The sequence below is a fragment of the Corynebacterium sp. KPL1814 genome, from assembly GCF_000478175.1.
Lineage (GTDB): Bacteria > Actinomycetota > Actinomycetes > Mycobacteriales > Mycobacteriaceae > Corynebacterium.
Window position 1 is genome coordinate 220829 of the sequence record NZ_KI515774.1, and the last position, 22645, is coordinate 243473.

Consider the following 22645-nt stretch of genomic DNA (forward strand, 5'->3'; position numbering starts at 1 on the left):
GCTGTTAGTTACCAAGGCCTAATAATAAGGAAGGGAATAAAACACAATGACTGCTCCCACAGATACCTCTGACGTTGCCAACACGTCGCAGGCGGAACCAAAGGTCCTGCCCATGTCCGATAATCCCTATGAGGATTTCCGTTACTTCTACCGCGATGGCATGGACCTGCGCCCGGCGCCGAAGCGTCGCACCGCGGCCCCAGGCTGGTCGGAGCTTCGGCACAATGTCTTTGACTCCTGGCACACGGTAGAAGATGAGTGGGCAGGCTACGATAGCCTGCAAACCAAGCTTCTCGATGACCACATGTGGCAGACCGATGAGACCGGTGAAAAGCTGGCAGAGGCCTTCCGCCGCGACGGTGCCAAGGAATCGCGCGCCAAGTTTGAGCAGGCGCTCAATCACGGCATTGAGACGGTAGAGGACCCGGCCCCGGAACTGGTGGACTTCTTTAAAGAGGTAGACCGCATTCCGGAGTGGCTGGATCTTGAGGCCGCAGAGCGCGGCCGCGTGGCTTACTACAACGTCACCCGCACCTCAGAGGTTCTGGCTATTGCCTTCGCATACTGGGCCACCACGATGGAGGACCGCACCTCGGCGGCCACGGGTGAGACTGGGATGTTCGAGTTCAAAGCCATGCAGCGTTCTATTGAAACGGCGCAATTCTTCACGGATTTGGGCAAGAAGGACGTCTTTGACCGCTTCGGTGAAGGCCGCAAGGCTGCCGTGCGCGTGCGCCTGCTGCACTCCCAGGCCAATCGCGGCTTGGAAAAGATGTGGGGCAAGGAGCACTACAACGAATTCGGCCGGCCGATCGGCTCCAGCTTCCTGGTCTCCGGTGAGGGATGGTTCGGGATGATGCCGTTGGCCATCGACGAGCGCTTTGGCCGCCCGCACTCCGGCCAGGACTGGGACGATGTGGCCCAGTACTGGGGATATATCCTTTATATGATGGGTGCTGAAGAGCGGCTCATCCCCAAGACCGGCGATGAAATGCGCAAGATGACGGATTATATCTACGCCAATGGCGGATATTCCTCCACCTACCACGAGCGCGTAGCCACCGCCTTGATGAGCATTCTTGAAACCATCCACCCGCTGGTCCCCAATGTGGCCTTAGGGGCGCTGACCACCATCTGCGGTGTGGAAGACACCAAGTTCATGGTCAAGGGCACGCGCTGGGAAAAGGTGAACCTCAAGCCGTGGGCCCTGCTTTATCAGGGGGCAGCGCGGGCAGAAGCCAAGGCTGCCCGCCTGCGGGACAAGCTGCCGGGTGCGCAAAAAGCAAAGATTAAGCGCGCTAATAAGAATAAGCCGCCATGGTCCGATGTCACCGCGGTGATTAAGGCACACATTGCGAAAAACGAGCCCGAGACCAAGTCCGATTACACGCTGCACGATGACTCTAAAGAAGCTCGCAGCTAACCCATCTCCACAAAATTCTCAGAGGAGAACACCATGACCACCAATATGTCCCTAGGCACCGTAGGCGAGTGGCCTGCCGGCCGCGGAGATAAAGAAGAATTCATCGCCACCTTTGGCAAAGAGCGCGCCGACCGATACCACGAGGCTTTCTGGAAGATGGACCCAGTAGCTGATGCACTATTTACCAGCGGCCACACCGTCAAGGAAATCATGCCTAACCTGCGCGATGCCCTGGCGCGCGGTACCGCCAACGAGGAGACCTTCCCGGAGGTTGCTGCCCTCATCGAGGACATGACCAAGGCCCTCGATGGCATCGATGCCGAGAAGTTGGAGCGCGGGCGCCGCGTCTACTTGTCCATCCCGCCGCTCAGCCACGGCCTGGCGCTGGGCCCGGGCTCGCTGGTCCATACCTATTCCACCCCGGCGATTGCAGACTTGCTGGTCAATACCGGTGAGCTTACTGATGGCGCCGTCAAGCGCCTTGCCTACACCACCAACTGGACCTATTCGCTCTACCTGCCGGATGCCCTGCAGCCTGGTGGCGAGGGCTTCATGCACACCGGCATGGTGCGCGCCATCCACGCACACGTGCGGCGCGTGCACACCCGCAAGGAGTTGGACTACTCCCACTACGGTGCGCCGATCAGCGAGTTCGACATGCTGCGCACCTGGTTCGACTTCACCTATATTCCTTACGCGGGCTTGCAGAACATGGGCTGGAAGCTCACGGCTGAGGAAGAGAAGGACGCATTCTACCTGTGGAAGATTGCCGGGCGCATGCTGGGCATTTCTACGGACCTTTTCGAAGGCGAAGATGGGGTAGAGGCCTCCCAAGAGACGATGGACGCCATCCACACCGTCGACGGCGAGATCAACGAGTCGTCTCGTAAGCTTGTCGATGCCCTCATGCACGGATTCGTCGTCAATGCCAAGGAGCTCACGGGCATGCCCGATGACACCTTGGCGGACTGGACCGCCGCACACGTGCGCATCATTCACGGCGATGAGGTCGCCGATGCCTGCGGCGTGGACAACTCCGTGATGCGCCCCATCCTAGAAATGCAGGCACCGCTGGTGCAAGAGCGCTTCGATCTCCTCCGCCAAGATCCGGAGGCGCTCGAGGCGGAAATCCAGAAGAATGAGGAGGCGGTGCGCCAGATGCTCACCCGCGATGCCACCTATATGAAGCAGGATGAGGGCATCAAGATGAAGGACGGCTCGGTCGTCGCGGCCTCCTAAAAAGAATCCCCATTTTCATGGGTGACACGTCAATCGAACTTGAGTATTCTTGTGGGCAGGCGCACACGAAGAGTGTTCGCCACCACAGTGATTCCAAGAAACCAATTAGAAAGGGATCCATTAATGTCTAAGGATTTTGCGGTAACTAACCCCGCTACCAATGAAGTAGTAGAGAAATTCGACACCCTTACCGATGAGCAGGTTCAAGAGGTTCTGGCTAAGTCCAACGAGGCTTTCCAGACCTGGCGCGAGACCCCAATTGAGGAGCGCGCAAAGATTGTGTCCCGCGCAGCGGAGCTGCTTAAGGAGCGCAAGGGCGAGTTAGCTCAGATTGCCGCACAGGAGATGGGTAAGTCCACCCCAGAAGGCGAGTGGGAAATTAACTTCTCCGGCGACATCCTGCAGTTCTACGCAGACAACGCCCCAGAGCACAACAAGGACCAGCCGGTTGACGTGCCAGGTGGTAAGGCCACCCTCCGTCGCCTGCCGATTGGTACCCTGCTGGGCATTATGCCGTGGAACTACCCCTTCTACCAGGTTGCCCGCTTCGCCGGCCCGAACCTGATGAACGGCAACTGCATTATCTTGAAGCACGCCGAAATTACCCCGAAGTCTGCTGCAGCCATCGAGGAGATCTTCCGCGAGGCTGGTCTGCCAGAGGGCGTATACATTAACGCTTACGCAAACCACGAGCAGATTGAAGAGATCATCGCGGACAAGCGTGTCCAGGGTGTATCCCTGACCGGTTCTGAGCGCGCTGGTGCCGCTGTGGCTGAGACCGCCGGCCGCAACCTGAAGAAGGTTGTGCTGGAGCTTGGCAGCACCGACCCTTACATCATTCTGGATGCAGCCGATGTCACCAAGGCTGCCGAGGAAGCTTGGGTCAAGCGCATCGAGAACGTCGGCCAGGCTTGTACCTCCAACAAGCGCATCATCGTCATGGACGACATTTACGACGAGTTCGTTGATGAAATGGTCCGCATTGCTGAGGGCATGAAGCAGGCTGACCCAACGCAGCCGGGCGATAACCAGTACTACCCAATGTCCTCCCGCGATGCCGCAGAGAACTTGGACAAGCAGGTTAAGACCGCTGTGGAAAACGGCGCTAAGGTTCGCACCGGCGGCAACCTGCACGAGACGGCTGCATACTACGAGCCGACCGTGCTTACCGATGTCCCAGTTGGTTCCGACTCCTACTACGAAGAGTTCTTCGGCCCAGTAGCAGAGATCTACAAGGTTTCCTCCGAAAAGGAAGCCGTAGAGCTGGCCAACAACTCCAACTACGGCTTGGGCGGTGCCGTCTTCTCTGACGATGCCGACCGCGCTACCAAGGTTGCTGACCAGATCGAAACCGGCATGATTCACGTCAACCTGGGCCAGTACTACTCCCCAGTACTGCCATTCGGTGGCGTCAAGAACTCCGGCTTCGGCCGCGAGCTCTCCGTCTTCGCACTGGACGAGTTCGTGAACAAGCAGTACCTCTACATCAACGACTAATTGCTCGTTGACGCTCGCTCAGCGCTTTCTGCGCCTGCAGCGAGCGCATAGAGTGCAGTAAGGAAGGGGCCTAGCCTTGATTGGCTAGGCCCCTTTTCCTGTCCCCGTTGTACTTAACCTGTATCTTCCGCAACCCTCTGAACTCGAGCTGTGTGGCGTATACGAAAAATCCCGGTCAGCGCAATGCTGGGCGGGATGTAGTCTGCTCCTCCAACTGGGGTCGAACCAGTGGTAGTATGCTGGTAGTGAATCCGAACGGGCAGGGTAAAAGCTATTTTGATCCGCTGGAATCCGCTGTAATCTGTTGGAATCTGGTATTGGAGTACCACGCAGGTACCACGGGAATAAAGGAGCAAAAACCATGTCACGTGAGTCTTGGGGCATCATCGATAAGCTGCCGTCTGGGCGCTTTAGAGCGCGGTGCGCACGAGGGGGAGCGGTATAAAGCGCCCAACACTTTTGACACCAAGACACAGGCGCGAGCTTGGCTATCCACTCAGCGCACAGCAATCATCGAGGGGCGCTGGGTAGATCCGTCGAAGCCGATAGAACGTGTCACTATCCCCACTTTAGGGAGTATGCAGAGCGGTGGATCGCTAACCGCACCAATCGGCGAGGGCAGCCTCTCTCAGCACGCACCCGTGAGGAATACGAGCGATACCTAGACGACCGCCTGGCAGAGTGGGCAGAAACGCCCCTCACGGCTATCACAAGCGACGGTGTGCGTGAGTGGTACTCACGGAACATCGCCGACGGTAAGGAGACATCCACGGCGCGCCAATACGACTTTTTTAAATCGGTGCTGAAGACTGCGCTGGAGGATGACCTAATACCACGCCAGCCGTGCACCATTCGAGGGGGCAGCAAGGCCAAGACGGGTGTTGATGTTTCACCTCCCACTGATGATGAACTTCACGCAATCATCAGGGCTTTTCCTTCTGAGCTACGGCATGTCATCTTGATCGCGGCTGCTGCTGGTCTGCGTATCGGCGAAATTCTGCTTCTCACCACCGACGATGTCACCATCATCAAGGACGAAAATAACAACGTTGATGCCGTCGTGATTGCTGTCACGAAAGGGGTGGTGACCCTCAAGGGCGGTAAGCGATTGATTAACGGACCTAAATCAATCGCGGGCGTCAGGACTGTGTCCTTTTTGGGGCAGGATGCAAAAGATGTCGCCAGCCACGTAGAAGCTGTGGAGCCTGGACAAAAATTGACAGAGATCACGTACGCAGGCGTGCGCTATCACTGGCTTTCTGCTCGTAAAAGTGCAGGTAGAGAGGATTTACACTTTCACTCATTGCGTCACTACTCGGGCACGCGCTTCGCCCAGGCAGGCGCTACTCTGGCCGAGATCATGGCACGCCTTGGGCATAGTAGTGTCAGTGTAGCAATGGCCTATCAGCACGCAGCAGATAGCCGGATGGATGAGATAGCACGCAGGGCATCACGACGGTGACCGGTGCTGACTATGGGCGCCAGGCATCGTGTGCAGTCCACAGCCTACGGGTAACCCAGCCCAGCACGGCAATTACGCTCACTGTGGAGAAAAGCACTCCGAGACCCCCGGCAATGCCGATAGCACCATCATCAGCACCCCAGGCACGATCCCACATGCCACCGATACCGTCAGGCAATCCCAGCGCCTGCAGCAGTCCCCACCCGAAACCGAAAACGGCAGTAGTGGCAACGCAGCCCACGATCACGGAAATCACCATGTACACCGCCAGGCGTTTTCAGCATCGAAGCGCTCCCGCTCCCGAGCAAGAGCCTGGATAGTCTTGTCCCACTCCTCACGCTCTCGAGCAAGCGCCCGCTGCCTCCCCTCGAGACACTCCAGTCCATCGGACACGGTACGCTGAAGCTCCGGCGTCAGTTCCCTAAAATTCCAATCCACCATCTCCCTCAACTGTGTGCGCAGCTGTCCGCTCAGCTGCGCGTTGAGCCGCTTCTCGACGCTGACGCTCAGCCTGGCTACGGCGTCGTCGCTGAGACTCAGTGGTCCCTCCACCATCTCGACCACGACCATGAGCAGCTGAGCCATGCTCTGCAGCGGCGTTTTCAGGCTCTCGACTGCGCTCGTGAGGTGACGGTTTTCCGCGTCGATGAGCTCCGGCATTTTCGCTGCGATCAGCCCGACCTGCTGCAGAGCCTGTGCCGCCCTGTCCAGGCTCCACAGCTTCTACGTGGCTGGCGACATCTTTTGCATCCTGCCCCCGCTACTAAGGTAAGCCCCCACCAGCAGAAACGCTGGTGGGGGCTTAGCCTTTTGGCTAAAACTGCCTTATGTAACGCTAGATGTAACTTAAGACGGTGGAATCTGTCGCAGCTCAAACCTGAAGTCGCTCGGGCGAATGGCAAATCGACGATCGCCCCGACTGGCCCCGAGACAGGGGAAAGCAAGGGGCGAAGTTCTTTAATCACTCACGGATGAAAACTCTTTTGGGGTCGTAGATCTCCGTACAGACGCGGCAGAGCCGCATCGCGGCGCTACCGCGAGGCGTCGTTCCTCCCCGTGCAGTCGCCGTCCGAGGCGCAGCTGCGTTTCGAGCTTCAGCGGGTGCGCGAGGGCAAGCAGCTCCTGCGAACCTGCCGAATCCGGGTTGGACTGCTTCAGTCCAACGCGGTTTTCGTGTTCGGCCGGCCTGGGTTTTGCCGGGCGGTTTCGGCGTTGGTCGGAAGGGAGCGGACTGCTTCAGACCAAACCTTCACCACCGGTAGTCGAGGAACTTGCCGTCGAGGGTGATCACCACGCGGTCGCCATCCGGGTCCGGGCGCCGGGAGAAGTCGACCTTGAAGTTGATGGCGGACATGATGCCGTCGCCGAACTCCTCGTGGATCAATGCCTTGAAGGCGGGGCCGTAGACGTTGAGCGCCTCGTGGAAGCGGTAGATCGTCGGGTCGGAGGCGAGGTCGGGGGAGGCCACGCGGTAGGGCTGGAGTTGGAGGGACTCGACGACGTCGTTGTCGAGGTCAAGCAGGGTGCCAATGGCCTCTGCGTCGGCAGCGCTCAGTGGGTGTTGACCCAGCAGGGCGGCCGTGGCCCAAACCAGCGGCTTGTCGATGGCCTCGGCAAGGTCCTCCCACGTCTTTCCGCCGCGTATTCGTGCGGCGTCGACGATTCGGCCGGCCTGGGTCTTGTCGAGGATTTCACGGCTTGAGTGCTCGGGCATGGCGGTGACCTGCTTTCAAAGAGGGTGGGCAAACGGGCGTCGAAAAGCGAAAGAAGAGCGTTGAGAGTGGCGCAAAACATACTTTAAACCAATTGACCAATAGAAAGAAACCCGACTTGGGCCTTTTTGCTGTGAGGTATTGCATATTGACACGTAGACCAGCAGATTCATGGCTACCACGGGTGGAAAGTGTGCACTAAGGGGGTGGGTTTCGGGGTGGGCGGTTAGATTGATTTTCATGAGCCCGTATATCCGCACCGTGCGCACCGCCTTTGGGTCGACTGCCGTGCAGGTCGTGTATTCGCAGAAACGCGGCGCCAAGACCATGAAACATCTCGGTTCGGCGCACACTGACGAAGATCTTGCGCTGCTTTAGGCCTAGGACCAGTGTCTTCTTAACGGCGACCAGGTGAGCCTGGATCTTGGTGTGGACACCACACCCGCCGGCAGCGGATCCGCCGATGCGCCGGTGCCGATCACCTCCGAGCGCGCCGGCCGCCTCCTCGAGGTCATCCGTGCCGCGTACAGCGAGCTGGGTTTCGATGAGGCACCAGGGATGATCAGGTGTTTTTGACCTCGTCACCGCCCGGATCGTGCAGGCAGGATCGAAGGTCGACAGCATTGAGACACTGGCGGAACTCGGTGTGGCCTTCGCCAGCTACCGCACCATCCAACGACACCTGCCGGCCTACGCCACCGACGACTTCCGCGACCGGCTTACCCAGGCTTGCGCGAACCATGCCGGGATCGCACCCGGTGTCCTGGTTCTTTACGACGTGACCACCGTGTACTTTGAAACCGATGAGGGCGATAGGTTCCGCAAGCCGGGCTTTTCCAAAAACGCAGGCTCGAGCCGCAGATCACCGTCGGCCTGCTGGCGGATGCCCGGGGCTTCCCGCTGGCCGTGGGTGCGTTTGAGGGGGAACATGGCTCAAACACGCACCATGTTTCCTATGATCAGAAACGTCCAGGACGCCTACGGCGTGGAAGAGGTCACCGTTGTCGTCGACGCCGGGAAGTTCTCTGCCGGCAACAAGGTCTCGATCATCGAGGCCGGCCTGCACTGCATCCTCGGAGTGAAATTCAACGACATCCCCTATCCGGTGTCGCAGTGGCGCAAGAACAACCCCGGCCAGGACTATGAGGACCAGCAGATCTGGACGTGAGCCGACCGGACGGGCCGTGGCCCAGGCGGTGTGCCGCATTCGGTCACCTACTACCGGTACTCCTGAGACAGAGCACGCCGCACGTTGAAGGGTATTGATGAGCAGGTCGCCAAAGCGGAGAAGGCCGTGGCCGGGAAGTTGCCGGTCAAGCGCAACCGGTTCGTGGATCTCAAGGCGCCGAATAAGCAGGTCAACTGGGCGTTGGTGACCAAGAACAAGGCCCTGGCCGAGCTCAAGGGGTACCAGACGTCCCGGGTGGATCTGCCTGCCGAACAGGTGATCCACGCCTACCGGCAGATGTTGAAGATTTAAGAAGGCGTTTCGGATGTCGAAGTCCGATCTCGAGGCCTGGCCGATCTACCACCACAAGCGGGAATCCATCGAGGCGCACCTAAGTGTGGTGATGGCGGCGATGGCTGTGGGGCATCTGCTGGAGGAGCGCTCGGGGTTGTCGTTGAAGCGGCTGGTGCGGACGTTGCGGAGGTACCAGACCTTCCAGGTGCAGGTGGCGGGGCAGACGATCCATGCTGCTTCGCCGGTACCTGATGACGTCACGGAACTGCTGGGACGGCTGGGTTCAGGGAACCAAGGTGTGCACTAATATGGCCTAAGTCTGTTATGTCCACAAAGTCCCTAGACTCCGAGTCCAAAAACCTCATGGACATAACACGCCTAGCAAAAGACAGCAGGGCTATCCTGCATACTCCACTATACCCGCTATTATCCGGTACGGGAAGGGGTACAGAACACAGGCCGATCGAACGCAATTGCTAAAAGTTCATTTTTGATGCCGGTTGCATCGTCGGGCGTGTGTGTTCCTCCGAATCCATACTTATTTTGCCGCAGAATAAGTATGCGCAGCTCAGCGGGTGTTTTTCTCATACCTCTTTTCCAAACACGCAGGTCAGTCTCTGCGAGATTCCATACTTTTTCCTCGGGGCCGGAAAAATAAGTATGAAAATAGGAGAGATTCCACCCCCTCTGACCTGCGCATACCTATTTTCGCTGTGTCGCCCAGAAAAAATAAGTATGGAGCGAAACCACTGCTGAGCTGGATAAACGACTACTTTTACCCCTTCCATACTTATTCTGCGTGCTTTTCACTCAGACCTTTTTATAGGGGAGAGACATGTTGTAAAAATGTGACATAGAGCACACTGCGAAATCTTGATGTAGGTTGAGGGGCTCGAAAACATGTTCGCATTTTGGGAAATGGTGGTATCGGTGGCATGTGGCGTCACCATGTGTCAGAAGCATAAAAGCCGTGACCTGGTAAAACGTCACGATCGTCATGCTTAATTTAGAGCATTTTGGAAAGATGGCGTCGCACCCCTTATGCTCTTCTGCTAATCGCAAACGCTTTGACTTGCATATTTGCATTCCGTCATTTTCCTATATGCAGGTCAACGACACATTTCTATCGTTCGTTGGTGGCGTCCCACTAAATCGACGTATCAAAGCAATGGTCGATTAATACCTCGGGTACGACGCCCGCACAGAGCAGCACGCTGCCGGAGGGCGCGATGATCGGTGCGCCAGGGGGTGCGACGCCCGCACAGAGCAGCACGCTGCCGGAGGGCACGCCTAAACCGCTATTACCCGCCTTTGCGGAATCGCACGTAACCCGTTTTATAGCTCCTGTACCACGTGAATACCACGCCAGGCATAGGGTAGAATATTTATCGTTTTGACCTGCATATTCGTAGCTCCTCCAACTGGGCTCGAACCAGTGACCCTTCGATTAACAGTCGAATGCTCTGCCAACTGAGCTATGGAGGAATATCCATGTTGTACTTCGAACGTGCCGTTCTCTGTGCAACGAGAATTAACTATATAGGCTAACGCCGTTTTCACACAAATCGCCTGGTTAGCCGGAAAATAAGGGGTGTAGAACGTGGGTTGAGGAGAAGGCATCGGAAAGCGCACGGCCTGTGCATACCTACGCCGGAAGCAAGACCTGGAGTTTGGCCGTGTCCCGCTAATTTCCCCTTTCCCTGAACACTGTTCAATTAGTCCGGTACCCTCAGATTATGACTTATTTCTCAGTGCGAATGCGGTCGGATTCCGCAGGCCAGCACATTTCGGGAGCAGAGCGAATTGTCAGGGAACACGAGGTTCCAACGGTCTGTGCGGCGCTATCTCAGCGAGCTTTGGTGCACCCGAAGGGAATGGCGGAAAATACCTTCATCACGGTGGAAGCTGTGGCCGGATCCGATATTCTGCACGTCCCTGCCGTAGGAGTAAAAGAAGAAGCGGTGCAATCGCCCTCGCAGGCTAAGGACGTCATCGAGGAACTATTGCGCCCCATGACCGCTCATTTCCAGGTAGTCATTGAAGAGACGTTTAGCGCCAGGAATATGCGCGGAGCAATGCTCATCGCAGCCGATACGGGCACTCGCTGCGAACCAGATGCACAGCGAGGAGTCCGCGTAAGCCACATGGACGCGTGCGGTGCTACAGATGAGGCTTTCAAAGGCAAGGACGCTGCTCGTGAAGCCATCGTGCTGGCGAGCAAGGTAGCCGCGCATCCCGATGTCTTAGCAGAACTCTGTGTGTCTGATGATCCGGCCTATACCACCGGTTACGTCTGCATTGATGCCACGTACCACCGCCTTCCGCACATTAAAGAGCCTGGGTCGGATGAGGGGGCGCGGGCATTCATTATCAAACCAGGTGCCGATATCGAAGCGTTGATTGATTATTTGGAAAACCGCGCCGTACTCGTGGATTTTGGGGCAGAAAAGTGAACGAGAGCCTAGAACAAGTCGCATCTGCGCGCCTGGATAAGTGGAGAGAAGACGGCCTATGGCGCAGCCCTTCGGTCTTTGCAAGTGGGCAAGTCCCGGAAAGCTCCTTGCGGACGGCCACCGGGAAGACGGCCAAAGACGCGGTGCTCTTTAGCTCGTCGAATTACCTGGGCCTGGCAGAGCATCCGGAGATTAAAAACGCCGTAAAGGACAGCGTTGATCACTACGGCGCAGGCTCAGGCGGCTCGCGTTTGACCACCGGCACGTCTGAATTACACGTTGCGGTAGAAGCCGCTGCGGCCCAGCTGACTGGGTATCCAGACTCGGTATTCTTTGCCACCGGGTACCAAGCCAATCTATCGACGTTGCAGGCGTTGGCCTCGCCCGAGCTCACCATTGTTTCCGATGCGCGCAACCACGCCAGCATCATCGATGGCTGCCGGCTCGCAAAGGCGAGTGGCGCCTCCCTCGTCGTTACGGCGCACCGCGATACCCGCGCTGTAGAAAACGCTTTGGTCACCAGGACCACCAAGTATGCCTTGGTTATTACCGATGGCCTCTTTTCCATGGACGGGGTGCTTGCACCCTTGCCTGAGCTATCGCGGGTGGCACGCGAATACGGCGCATGGCTTATGGTTGATGATGCTCACTCGTTTGGTACCGTCGGCGAGCGCGGCCTTGGCCTGCCAGAATATTTCGGCGTTCAGCCCGATATTCAGTTTATTACCGCTAGCAAGGCGCTTGGCGCCGAAGGCGGCCTCGTGGCAACGAGCAAGCCGGTTGCCCAGCTATTGCGGCAACAAGCCCGGTCCTTCGTATTTTCTACCTCTCCCACGCCAGCAACATCGGCCGCCGTGCTCGCGGCGTTAAAGCTCATTGAGTCTGATCCCAGTCTGGTTAACCAACTGCAGGACAATATTGCTTATTGGCACAAAACACGCGGGACTACGCCACAGCAAGGGCCGATTATCCCCGTGCACGTCGGCGATGAAGCCGCCGCGATGGACGCTAGCGCTGCACTGCTTGACCGTGGATTTATCGTCCCGGCAATCCGGTGGCCCACTGTTGCACGTGGCGCTGCGATACTCCGCGTTACCCTCATGGCAACCCATACGCGCGCGCAGATCGATGCCCTCTGCACAGAACTTGAACAGCTGGGTTTATAAGCAAAACGCTCGGTGAGTGCGTTCAGGGAGTGGGGTTCTCCTCGCATACACTGGCAGGCATTATGAGCAGCTTCATTATTGACTATTCATGGCTCCATGAGCTGGTGCTGTACGGGCGTGACGCCGAGCTGTCCGCTGCAATTACCGGCAACTGGGACATTATTGAAGCTATATGGGACTTGGAGGAAAAGGGCGCTATAGAAGAGGACTCCAGTTTCTTTGGCGGCGAAAATTGGACCGCGCGCTTTGTGTCCGGCCTCGATGATGGCGGCCCCTTGGACGTGGGGCTATTGGACGAAGAAGATACTTCAGTGATGCTCGAGCTCTCCGTTACCGGTGACGATGAAGAGACAATGGAGCACGCGCTTATCGATGCCACCGAGACCATCACCTGGCATTTATCCGACTGGGGCTTCGAAGACATCGAGTGGACCGCGATGCAGTGAGAAAAAGAGGTTCCGCCAGCTGGACTGGAGATACTCGATGGCGGTTGATCGTTGGTGAAGAACCCAAGCGATGTGGCTACTGCTCTATTGAAAATTGTCAGCGGGACCAGTTAAGCTTTCATTACGACGAGCCGGATACCGGAACGATGTCGCCTGGAGCCGCGTAGGCTCCAGAGCTTTATTTGGGACTTCATACTTACGCTTATGTGAAGTTTCCCGAGTTTTGTTCCTAGGCATTTGCCTTGATTTCTAATATCTCTTGTGGCGGGTTCTGCTTCCATAATCCTGTTTCAGGCTCGTTGGGGTTGATATCCCAAGCTCTGGTGGAGTCTGGTCTCAGGTCAGCTTGACACTCGCTCAAACCTGACAACTTCAATCTCGATTGAGGTTGCCCTCGTTTGGTGGACACCCGATTAGTGCGGATCTTGTGTCCGTAAGAGAGGATGTTCATTGTGAGTCAACAACGCCAGAAATACACACCTGAGTATCGACGCGAAGCCGCGAACCTGGTAATCGAATCGCAGCGCCCAATTGCTCATGTAGCGAAAGAAATTGGTGTCGCACCAGGTCTTTTAGGCCGATGGGTGAAAAATGAGCGTCAACGCCTAAGGATCCTCCGATGGGCTACGCGAAGCGGATCTTCGTGCGGAGAACGCTCGTCTGCGTCGTGAGCTGGCACAAGCCAAGATGGATAACGAGCTTTTGTCACAAGCGACAGCCTTCTTCGCTTTAAGGCAACGCGAACAGAAAAGTTCGAATTAATGTAGCCAGAGCAAGGCGAACTACAGCATCAAACGCATGGCACGACTATTAAAAGTGTCTCGGTCTGAATACTACAAATGGACCCATATACAGCAGCAACGCTTAACCGGTAAGGATGATCGTGCATCATTTTACAATGATGTTGACCGCAAGATTCATCAGATTTGGAAAGACTCCGATGAGGTCTATGGTGCTCCGCGGATCACCGCAGAACTAGGTGAGCGCTACCAGATCAGTATGAATCGCAAGACTGTGGCCAAGCGGATGCGCCTGATGGGCATTGAAGGGATCTCACCGCGTGCTTTCGTTCCAGTGACAACGATCCAAGCCAAACGTAAATCTGCTCTTCCTGAAGTGTCCCAGGTTTTGTTCCGTGGTCAAGTCCGGTGGAGTGGTGTATCTGTCCTTTCTGAATCTGTGAATCGGGGGACAGTGTCAGGGTCGGTGTTGGGGTCCGGCTCGGGGTTGATGTTGGTTCATTAGGAGGCTGCCTCGATGGTGTCTGCGTCGTTGGTGTGGATGGTGTTGGTAGCTATCAGGCGTCGGGTGTGTTCCAAGCTTGCTAGTGACATATAGCGTTTCTGCTGAATCCAGTCGTCATGCTGTTCAGCTAGTATCGCGCCGACGAGGCGGATGACAGCTGCGCGGTTGGGAAAGATTCCTACAACGTCGGTACGCCGCCTGATTTCACGGTTCAAACGCTCCGTTGGATTATTGGACCATACCTTCGTCCATACAGCTTTGGGCGTGGTTGTAAACGCGAGAATCTCATCTAATGATTCTTCCAGGTAGTCAGCTGCGTCGGGGAAACGCTGCGTGCAGAAATCTACGACCTGGCGGGCTTGGTCCCAGGTAGCTTGCGCGTCGGCTTGCTGGAAGATGGAGTGAAACATTCCCGATAGTGTTGTCCACTGGCGTTTTGACACTTTTGACGACAGATTCTTAGCAAAATGTGTCCGGCAGCGTTGCCAACCTGCAGTAGGCAGTACTTGACCAACAGCGGCTTGGATTCCTAGGTGCGCATCGCTGGTAACGAGATAGACTTCGCCAAGACCACGGGCTTTGAGGTCTTGGAAGAATCCGGTCCATGATTCCACGGATTCTGATGTTGCGACCTGCATGCCTAGTAGTTCACGGTAGCCGTCTTTGTTAACACCGGTAGCGATAAGCACACTGGTTTTAACGACACGTCCGCCTTCGCGGACTTTCATGGTCAACGCGTCACAGGACAAGTAGTAATACGGTCCTGAATCCAGTGGGCGGGCTCTAAAGTCAGCGACCATCTCGTCGAGTTCTTTGGCCATGTCAGACACTTGTGATTTGAGCGTGTCAAGTTGTTTGTGTGTGGGGTCGGACTATAGGTATTTGTCGAAGCGGTCGGGAAAGGCCACGGCCATTTGGTTGATGGCTTGTTTCCAGCCGGAAACTCGTGCTCCTTCCATGAGTCTTCCGGCTGTCGCTGAGGCCCGTTTGCCCTGCTTCGCCCTCTTGGCAGCTCGTTTGTCTTCAATATTGCAGATCATCAACCACAGCGTTTTCAGCGCTGATTCATCGTTGGTGAACTGCACCCTGTTGCGGGTAGCTTTACGCAGTTCATTGTTGAATGATTCAATCGAATTCGTCGTATAGATTACCTTCCTGGCTGCTGGCGGGAACTGCAGAAACGGTACGAAACGCGCCCAAGCATCCCGCCAGACCTTGACTGAGCGGGGATACTTTTCTCCTAATTCAGAGGCTTCAAATTCGTCTAAAGCAGCCTGAGCTGTGGATTCGTCTGCAGCGGTGTAAATCTTTTTCAACGCGGCCGATACGCCCCGGCGATCCCCGTAGGCTACCCATCGGTTAGCTGCGCGAATCAGGTGCACGATACAGGTTTGCACCATAGAGTTCGGCCAAGTTGCCTCCACTGCCTCTGGTAGGCCTTTCAGCCCGTCACAGCAGACGATAAAGACGTCTTTGACCCCACGGTTAGAAAGATTGGCACATACCTGCGCCCAAAATGAAGCGCCTTCTTCTTTGGCGATCCATAGGCCCAAAATGTGCTTAATACCGTCAAGATCCACACCAATTGCCATGTACGCGAACTTATTGACCACTCGGCCACCATCGCGAACTTTAATGCGCAGCGCATCGAGAAACACTACGGGGTAGAATTCGTCTAACTGGCGGTTTTGCCAGACCATGACCTCATCGCCGACGGCGTCGGTGACTGCGGAGATCGTCTCATGGGAAATATCGACACGCATCGCAGTTGCCATATGATGCTGGATATCCCGAATGGTCATCCCACCGGCATATAAGCTGACGATCATGTCATCAACGTCGGTCAATCTCCTCGAGCCTTTGGGCACCATCGTAGGAACAAACGTGCCGTTTCTGTCTCGTGGAACATCAATGCTTACTGGCCCGTAATTAGAATCTACGGTTTTCGGATACGCCCCATTGCGATAATTATCCGTTCCAGCACTAGCTTTAGCTGCTCTATCACCGGATGCATAGCCCAGGTGAGTATCCATTTCCGCATTTAACCCGCGGGTAATTGAAGCTTGCAACATACCGCGAACCAGGTCGTTGGCATCCGTGGTGGACGTGCCTAGGTCATCAATCAGTTTCGCGATGTCAGGGTTAGCAAGCAGCTTCTTTTCAATCGCATCAATCTTGGCCTTATCAGCCGGATCTCGTCGTGCCACACTAGTCATTCTGGCTTATCTCCTTATGCAGGTTGGGAACCTACACACAAACCATTAGACACTCTCTGTGATTTCGACAGATTGTTAATACCCAGCGTGGCCACCACATCATTCATGCGTCTAGTGGAGACCCCTTTGAGATAACACGTGGCTATCACGGTAGTCAGGGCTCTTTCGGTGCGGGTGCGCCTTTCTAAGAGCCAGTCGGGAAAGAATGCGCCGTGACGTAGTTTCGGGATAGCAACATCAATGCTTCCTACCCTGGTGTCTAAGCAGCGGTGACGGTAGCCATTGCGGGTATTAGTCCGTTGTGGAGATACCGTGGCGTAATCAGCGCCGCAGACCGTGTCAGCCTGAGCTGAAAGTATCTGGTTAATGAAGTCTGTAAGCATCTGGCGCATCAAGTCTGGGGAGGCTTGGGGGAGCAATTCTTCCAGATACGCAGTGGGATCGATATGATGGGGGTTAGCGGCCATCGCGGTTATATTCCTTTCGAGGATAGGTTGAAGTTGATTCGAAAGGTACCCGTGATGGTCGCCTTATTGTGCACCGGCACAAGGCTTACCACGGGTTACAGATACACCACACTAATGGACGCAACCTGTTCCGTTTGAGTAGATGGGAAAATCTGGAACATGCCAAGAAAATTTGACCAGGATGCAAAGGACCGGGTGGTCCGCCTTGTAGAAGACCGCATCGTGACGGAAAACATGTCAATGCACCCCGCGTGCCAGGAAGTAGCTCCAAAGCTGGGGGTTTCATGGCACATAGCTCGTCAATGGACTTAAGTCTGCTCGTCGTGCGGGAAACATCCCAGAGCCTGTTCCTGAAGACTTGGCTGCGGAAAACGCGAGGCTACGCCGCGAAAATCACCAGCTTCGAGATACCAACGAGTTGCTGAAGGCCGCGTCAGCTTTTTTCTCCTCACGACCAGGCCCCAAGCCTCGGTTATGATCCGGTTCATCGATAAATACCGGAATTGTTTCTCTGTCGAGTTCATCTGCACTGGCGTTAAAAGAATAACCGGGCTCGCGGGTTTATCACCTCGCGTGGTTATCGCCAGTCCATAGGCCACAGCCCGTGGGCTAAGTGCTCGTCGCCTTCGTGATGGCTGTTCTGGTTGAACGCAGTAGTGCCATTCATCGGGATAATGACGGTGTCTTAAGCGTGCGGACAATGTGGCATGCGCTTCACGGTGATGGAATAGATATCGGTCGTGAACACGCTACCCGGCTGATGCGCCTGGCTGGTGTTTCTGGCACAGGCAAAGGCGGATCACCTATCACAACCCGAAAAGCTCACGTGCCGGATCTGCGCCCAGACTTGGTCGATCGTGAGTTCAAAGCCCAGGGCCTTAAACAAGCTGTGGGTGGCCGACATTACCTACGTGCGCATGAAGAAAGGCTTCGGGGTCGGGCCCATGCGCACTGCAGGCATTACCGCTGCAAGCTCTCAATCAAGCGACCCAAGTGTGCGAGGGACACAAGAGGTCTTATTCACCATTCGGATCACGGCTCGCAGTACGTCAGCGTTGTCCACAACGAGCGTCTCGCCCAGCACGGGATTGCCGCTTCCACTGGGACTGTCGGTGACTGAAATGACAATGCTCTGGCTGAAAACGTTAACGGCTCCTCACAAGAGGCGAACTCATCCATAATCGCAGGTGGAATGATGTTGTCGAGGTAGAAATCGCCACATTTGAGTGGGTGTCATGGTGGAACGAGGTAAGGCTCCACCAAAGCCTGGGATACCAAACCCCAGCCGAAGCGGAAACCAAATTGTGGAAGCAGAACCCGCGACAGGGAATAATAGAAACCAAGGCACATGCCTAGGAACAAAACTCGGGGCACTTCACTATGTCGACTGGGCCGGTGACAAAGTGCCAGTGGTGGATCAGGCTAGTGGTGATACTGCATTCAAGGCCTCACTGTTCGTCGAGGTCAACCCATACTCAGGGCTGATGTATGTTACTGCTGCTGCGAATGAGAAGATGCCGGCGTGGATTGAGTGCCACATCAAAGCGTTGAACTATCTCGGCAAAATACCGGCGGTCATCGTGCCGGATAATGCTCCTACGGCGACCTACCGGCCGAAGAAGAAATCTACATATCGAATGGTCACTGACCGCTACGCAGCGTTTGCCGACTATTATGGGGTCACAATTGTGCCGACAAGACCTGGCAGGCCTCGTGACAAAGCGGCAGTAGAACGCGCTGTGAAAATCGTCTACACCAAAATCCTGGGTTACTTCGGCGATGAGGTCTTCTACAGCCTCAACGGCCTTAATGAGGCGATCGCTTATCGCCTTGCTGACATCAACGACACAATGACGCGGGCTGATGGCACAACACGGCGCCTGCGCTTTGAGCAAGAAGAGGCACCGGTGATGCGGGATCTTCCGCCCGCACCGTTTACGGAAGTGTCCTATAAGCGGCTCAAGGTCGATCGCAACTGGCACATCACTTGTGACTACCAGTACTATTCAGTGCCATTTCAGCTGGTAGGAGAATCGGTAACAGTCAGGCTCACCCCGAAGCTGGTGAGCGTCTTCAAAGGGGATCAGCTTGTTGCTGAACACACGCGCCTTCATGGATTTAAGTACCGTTATTCCACTGACCCCAACCATGGGCCCAGTGGCGATGACGAAGGCCACAAGGCGCTTACTCGTGATGAGCTGTTGGCTTGGGCCTCGTCGTTTGGGCCAGCAACGAACACTGTGGCCAAATTTTGGAAGACAGTTTAGCGAGATCCTATCACTTTTTATCAAGTGATTAATAGACTGCTAGCTCCACTTAAAACACCGATCATTCCGCTGCTCGACGAAAGACTATATGGTTATTGGGCCAGAAAAAGTAGCAGATGGCTAGGAACGCCACGACTATTCGCCCAACCAAGCTAGGGAAGAAAGCTGTAATAGCTATCGTTGCAGCAAAGAGGAAAATGGAACGCACACGATGCATCCAAGGAGATACCGCTTTTTCACCCATGATCATGGAAATGCCAAAAAGGATTACTCCCAATATTGAATAGAGCCACAAATATCCATAATTGAAAAAGTGTTCAACTCCATGTTTCTCAATAATATCCGAGGGGAATATAGTGACAAAAGCCCACAGAGATTCTGGAAAGCGAATAAACTTTGGATCTTTATCCATCCGCATTAGTCATCCTCAATCTCTGCGGTAATTGGCGGAAATCCCCACTTAGAGTACCAGGTAATACCTTTACCCTGCGCGACCGCCCCTGTGATTTTAGTAGCAAGATCGACAAAGTAAGTTGCCCCAAGAAGACCGGCAGCGCCAGAAATAGCAGCTCCGATCGGCCCGCCTGCTACAGCACCCCAAGCAAAGAATGCCGCCTCAAGAGCAGCTGGCCCATCCATTGCCGCTGCGGTAAGAGTTGCAGCCGCCCCAACCGTCAGATCGCTATTTGATATGTGGCCGAGCTTGTGATCATATGTAGTGACAATTTTTGGCTCGTTTTCCTTGTGCTGAACAACGCTTTCATCCTCAGCAAGCACTGAGTGGAAAAAACTGACATCTTTGTCTTCGAAACCATAATCACTACGGAGCTGATCATCGTTGAGATCGGACTTGAGGTTACCCTCATCGTCGTAATCAATATGTTCACCGACGTTACTAATTAGCTCAAGCCGCTTTTTCTCTTCAGGAGTGATATCCTTAAGAGACCTATCAAATTGCTCTTCAGACCAAACAGGAGTTTTCTCTGCTTGTTCAACCGTTTCGGCAGAAGCTGCGGGGGCAATACCTGCAGTGATTAGAGACGCAACTGTCAGAAGCGCGACTCGATTCATGATAGAACCTTTCTGTATCGATAGGCGGACCAAATCTATGATACACGCCATCCTGACATCCCGCTTCTCAGATGAGCCGCACCCTACAGCATGTGGAATGCTCTCGCTGGTGGAATGAGAATTAAGGGGTTTCCGATGTCTCATAAATGAGAGTTCTCGCCTATGATGGGTTCAATCACAATGACATTCGCGAATTGCTCCGAGTAGCCAGCACGGCTTGGAGCCATTCAATAAGCCCGACCCCGGTAGCTCCAGGGGCAAGCTCGAAGGTGCTGCGCCGGGCGAAGGAGCCCTCGGCGGGGGGACTGCTCGAACAGCCACCAGGTTTTCCCGTCGGTGAGGATTCCGTTGTAACGGGAACCATCTTGGCTCATGCGGGTAGTGACATAGTCAGCGAGTTGGTTGATGTAGTCCGCGTCGGCGCTCTCGTTGGTGAGCCGCTTTTTTACTTCGATGACAGTGGCGCCGGTGACGATGTCGATTCGTCGGTAAGAACCATCACCGATCTGCTCTTCCAACCGTGGGGTATCCAAGTCGAAGTCGTCGGTAGTCAGCAGGGTCTTGATGTCGGACTGAATGTCAGCTTCAGTGCGCCCAGTGGAATCTGGAGACGCCAGGCGAGCGATCAGGGATTGTGGTGTGGTCATGGCTTTCTAAGGTGGGTAGGTAAGTCTTAGTTGTTGATTCTTTCACGACGTACCCGTAACAAGGGCTGGTTGGCGGCAACCAAATCTTTGATTTGGGCGGCAGCCCAACGAGCCGCAAGGCGAGGCGGGAGAATAAACAGTAACCCGTAGTGAACGGTTTTATTGGTTGATCGGCTGGGGATATAGTTATAAGCCACCTGGGAAAATAGAGAAAACCGCAGGCAAACCCCTGTGGATAGCCAGCCCGGTATCGGTAAATATGCGCAAGCTGTTTTAGGCAAAAAGAAAGCGCCCCAGAGGGCGCTATTTCTCTGTGTTTGGTTTAGTGGCCTAAACGACAGGATGTGTTGGTGAAGTTATATGTTTAGCCAGTCTGGCCTGCTGGTATTAGGATTATTTCACTTATCCGGAGGGATAACGCAGTCTCGGGCCTGAAATACCACCGGGGGCGTGCTGATGTGCTAGGCGCCGAGGTTCACGATGAATGGATGAGTAAGAATCATCCTCGATGCCCCGTCTGTAGCAGGGCGTGCACCAAAATACGGGACTACAAGCATCAATCCGCCAGCGATGGCGATGGAACGCCTGTAAAGCCACTGTCACTCGCGCTAGAGGCTGAGCCAGGAAAGTGGACGCATCAGAGGCCAGGCCTTAGCCAAAGCACACACCCTAGCCAGCCAAGAAACGCAAGCCACCAGCGGCCGTGAATACGGCCGACCAGCAACTTTCGACAGTGCCTATAACCACTCTATGGGAATACGCAAAGGCCACATGCCCTAAACCACGCAGTCCACCAACACAAAATGTCGTTTAACCCGACACGCCGGAAAACAACACATTTTGTCGTTTAACCCGGTTTAGTCGAGTTCGGGGCGCGGTGGCTTCTGCTGAACTGATGGGGAGGTTTTAGTGACTGTAACACCGTCGGTGCTGGCTTCAATTCCTGCAGCGGGCCACACCATCGTTAATTCAACAATGGCTTTTTAATCTCAGCGCGGAAGTGTGCCCAGTCTTGGCCTGTTCGTAGAATCTTGGTGGCGAAGTTTGCGGCGATCAAGTCCCAGGTGAAAGTGTAGGCGTCGCGGTTGTTTTTCGCCAGCCAGTACTGCTTTACCGTGAGCCAGAGATAAAGGTCCATTGCTCGTGGTTTGTTGAGCTCGCGCAGTACATTGAGGTCGATGGGAATGGGTGCTTCGGCAATGTGCTTGAAGAACTGGGGAGTGAGGACAAGTTCTGATTCCATGAAGCTGCCCGGGTTAGGATCGCGTGGGTCGAACCAGAGATTCCAGTCTTCGAGACTTTGGGTGTTGCGACCCCGTGCGTGAACCCCGTCGCCGCTTTGGACAGTGATGAAAGAGCCAGCGATGCGTAGGAGTTGTTCGCGGATATTTCTTAGGTTTCCGGTTGCTCCTCCGGTGCCGCGTCCGGTGACGCCGATTGCTTGAAGGAAGTGGCTCATTGAATGGTCTAGCGGGATGCGTAGGGCTTCTTCATGGGTGCTTTTGCCTTCTTTGAGGCGTCTAGCATTAGCTACGGCGCGGGTGATGTGGGGTTGCCCGCAAATCGTGGACACGTAGTTAAGCTGCTTAGGGGTTAAGCAGCGGCCTTCTTATTACCATTTTGATCAGCGAGCTGGGCTTCGAAATCGACGGGGCTTACCATCCCGATGGACGAGTGGCGACGGCGCCGGTTGTAGACAATGAGAGTGTCTAATGGTTTGTGTGTAGGTTCCCAACCTGCATAAGGAGATGGACCAGAATGACTAGTGTGGCACGACGAGATCTAAGCTGATAAGGCCAAGATTGATGCGATTGAAAAGAAGCTGCTTGCTAACCCTGACATCGCGAAACTGATTGATGACCTAGGCACGTC

At 55.2% G+C, this 22645-nt stretch carries 20 protein-coding genes, 1 tRNA gene and 3 pseudogenes; 13 read left to right on the forward strand and 11 right to left on the reverse strand.

What is annotated here, in order from left to right; translation table 11 throughout:
* The first annotated feature begins 46 nt into the window (after positions 1-46).
* The 4 genes from HMPREF1257_RS01070 to HMPREF1257_RS01085 all read left to right on the forward strand — a co-directional run bounded on the left by HMPREF1257_RS01070 (position 47) and on the right by HMPREF1257_RS01085 (position 5621).
* Positions 47-1423: an oxygenase MpaB family protein gene (locus HMPREF1257_RS01070; protein WP_023023356.1), complete on the forward strand. Its 1377-nt coding sequence runs from the start codon at positions 47-49 to the stop codon at positions 1421-1423.
* 33 nt (positions 1424-1456) lie between these two features.
* Entirely contained in the window at positions 1457-2662 is a 1206-nt protein-coding gene (locus HMPREF1257_RS01075) for an oxygenase MpaB family protein (RefSeq protein ID WP_023023354.1), read from the forward strand.
* Between the two features lie 123 nt (positions 2663-2785).
* Positions 2786-4159 (forward strand): NAD-dependent succinate-semialdehyde dehydrogenase, encoded by a 1374-nt coding sequence (locus tag HMPREF1257_RS01080; protein WP_023023352.1) that lies wholly within the window; start codon positions 2786-2788, stop codon positions 4157-4159.
* Between the two features lie 721 nt (positions 4160-4880).
* Complete coding sequence (locus tag HMPREF1257_RS01085; protein WP_051138363.1) at positions 4881-5621, forward strand: site-specific integrase; 741 nt, start codon at positions 4881-4883, stop codon at positions 5619-5621.
* A 10-nt stretch (positions 5622-5631) separates the two neighbouring features.
* Here HMPREF1257_RS01085 and HMPREF1257_RS01090 read toward each other — a convergent pair whose 3' ends face one another.
* The 3 genes from HMPREF1257_RS01090 to cynS form a co-directional block, all read right to left on the reverse strand.
* On the reverse strand, positions 5632-5880 hold the full coding sequence (locus HMPREF1257_RS01090) for a hypothetical protein (protein WP_023023348.1): 249 nt from the start codon (positions 5878-5880) through the stop codon (positions 5632-5634).
* Complete coding sequence (locus HMPREF1257_RS01095; protein WP_023023346.1) at positions 5874-6281, reverse strand: hypothetical protein; 408 nt, start codon at positions 6279-6281, stop codon at positions 5874-5876. Before HMPREF1257_RS01095 ends, HMPREF1257_RS01090 begins: the two co-directional genes overlap by 7 nt.
* A gap of 589 nt (positions 6282-6870) precedes the next feature.
* Positions 6871-7335, reverse strand: coding sequence for a cyanase (gene cynS, locus HMPREF1257_RS01100; RefSeq protein WP_023023344.1), 465 nt, complete (start codon positions 7333-7335; stop codon positions 6871-6873).
* Positions 7336-7621: 286 nt separating this feature from the next.
* Here cynS and HMPREF1257_RS12140 point away from each other — a divergent pair.
* A pseudogene (locus HMPREF1257_RS12140) lies at positions 7622-9102 on the forward strand (transposase).
* 1105 nt (positions 9103-10207) lie between these two features.
* Here the strand turns inward: HMPREF1257_RS12140 and HMPREF1257_RS01115 are convergent.
* A tRNA-Asn gene (locus tag HMPREF1257_RS01115) sits at positions 10208-10280 on the reverse strand.
* Positions 10281-10531: 251 nt separating this feature from the next.
* Here HMPREF1257_RS01115 and HMPREF1257_RS01120 point away from each other — a divergent pair.
* From HMPREF1257_RS01120 to HMPREF1257_RS01135, 5 genes are all read left to right on the forward strand, one after another.
* Positions 10532-11248, forward strand: coding sequence for a 6-carboxyhexanoate--CoA ligase (locus HMPREF1257_RS01120; RefSeq protein WP_034659074.1), 717 nt, complete (start codon positions 10532-10534; stop codon positions 11246-11248).
* Entirely contained in the window at positions 11245-12414 is a 1170-nt protein-coding gene (locus HMPREF1257_RS01125) for an 8-amino-7-oxononanoate synthase (protein WP_023023328.1), read from the forward strand. The genes HMPREF1257_RS01120 and HMPREF1257_RS01125 overlap by 4 nt, the downstream gene beginning before the upstream one ends.
* Before the next feature lie 62 nt (positions 12415-12476).
* Positions 12477-12860, forward strand: coding sequence for a hypothetical protein (locus HMPREF1257_RS01130; protein ID WP_034659075.1), 384 nt, complete (start codon positions 12477-12479; stop codon positions 12858-12860).
* Between the two features lie 443 nt (positions 12861-13303).
* Positions 13304-13531 (forward strand): transposase, encoded by a 228-nt coding sequence (locus HMPREF1257_RS12615; RefSeq protein ID WP_349853819.1) that lies wholly within the window; start codon positions 13304-13306, stop codon positions 13529-13531.
* Positions 13532-13658: 127 nt separating this feature from the next.
* Positions 13659-14105 (forward strand): IS3 family transposase, encoded by a 447-nt coding sequence (locus HMPREF1257_RS01135; protein WP_084530201.1) that lies wholly within the window; start codon positions 13659-13661, stop codon positions 14103-14105.
* Here the strand turns inward: HMPREF1257_RS01135 and HMPREF1257_RS01140 are convergent.
* The 3 genes and pseudogenes from HMPREF1257_RS01140 to HMPREF1257_RS01150 all read right to left on the reverse strand — a co-directional run.
* Positions 14102-14944 (reverse strand): annotated as a pseudogene (locus tag HMPREF1257_RS01140) (IS256 family transposase); the annotation flags it as partial. The gene HMPREF1257_RS01135 and the pseudogene HMPREF1257_RS01140 sit on opposite strands and share 4 nt — an antisense overlap.
* A gap of 33 nt (positions 14945-14977) precedes the next feature.
* Entirely contained in the window at positions 14978-16321 is a 1344-nt protein-coding gene (locus HMPREF1257_RS01145) for an IS256 family transposase (RefSeq protein WP_023031195.1), read from the reverse strand.
* Between the two features lie 56 nt (positions 16322-16377).
* A pseudogene (locus HMPREF1257_RS01150) lies at positions 16378-16788 on the reverse strand (IS256 family transposase); the annotation flags it as partial.
* A gap of 159 nt (positions 16789-16947) precedes the next feature.
* Between HMPREF1257_RS01150 and HMPREF1257_RS12340 the strand changes: the two are divergent.
* The 3 genes from HMPREF1257_RS12340 to HMPREF1257_RS01155 all read left to right on the forward strand — a co-directional run bounded on the left by HMPREF1257_RS12340 (position 16948) and on the right by HMPREF1257_RS01155 (position 19055).
* Positions 16948-17100 carry a hypothetical protein gene (locus HMPREF1257_RS12340; protein WP_198010494.1) on the forward strand — a complete coding sequence of 51 codons (153 nt, stop codon included), beginning with the start codon at positions 16948-16950 and terminating at the stop codon, positions 17098-17100.
* Positions 17101-17961: 861 nt separating this feature from the next.
* Positions 17962-18144 carry an integrase core domain-containing protein gene (locus HMPREF1257_RS12620; protein ID WP_156905836.1) on the forward strand — a complete coding sequence of 61 codons (183 nt, stop codon included), beginning with the start codon at positions 17962-17964 and terminating at the stop codon, positions 18142-18144.
* A gap of 56 nt (positions 18145-18200) precedes the next feature.
* Positions 18201-19055 (forward strand): IS21 family transposase, encoded by an 855-nt coding sequence (locus HMPREF1257_RS01155; RefSeq protein WP_232208499.1) that lies wholly within the window; start codon positions 18201-18203, stop codon positions 19053-19055.
* Between the two features lie 61 nt (positions 19056-19116).
* Here HMPREF1257_RS01155 and HMPREF1257_RS01160 read toward each other — a convergent pair whose 3' ends face one another.
* From HMPREF1257_RS01160 to HMPREF1257_RS01175, 4 genes are all read right to left on the reverse strand, one after another.
* Positions 19117-19467, reverse strand: coding sequence for a hypothetical protein (locus HMPREF1257_RS01160; RefSeq protein ID WP_156904619.1), 351 nt, complete (start codon positions 19465-19467; stop codon positions 19117-19119).
* Positions 19468-19472: 5 nt separating this feature from the next.
* The gene (locus tag HMPREF1257_RS01165) at positions 19473-20126 is read right to left on the reverse strand and encodes a hypothetical protein (protein ID WP_023023305.1); all 654 of its coding nucleotides are present in this window, start codon (positions 20124-20126) and stop codon (positions 19473-19475) included.
* Positions 20127-20353: 227 nt separating this feature from the next.
* On the reverse strand, positions 20354-20773 hold the full coding sequence (locus HMPREF1257_RS01170; protein ID WP_023023303.1) for a hypothetical protein: 420 nt from the start codon (positions 20771-20773) through the stop codon (positions 20354-20356).
* Positions 20774-21737: 964 nt separating this feature from the next.
* Positions 21738-22346: a replication protein RepA gene (locus tag HMPREF1257_RS01175; RefSeq protein ID WP_023023301.1), complete on the reverse strand. Its 609-nt coding sequence runs from the start codon at positions 22344-22346 to the stop codon at positions 21738-21740.
* Positions 22347-22645 lie beyond the last annotated feature (299 nt).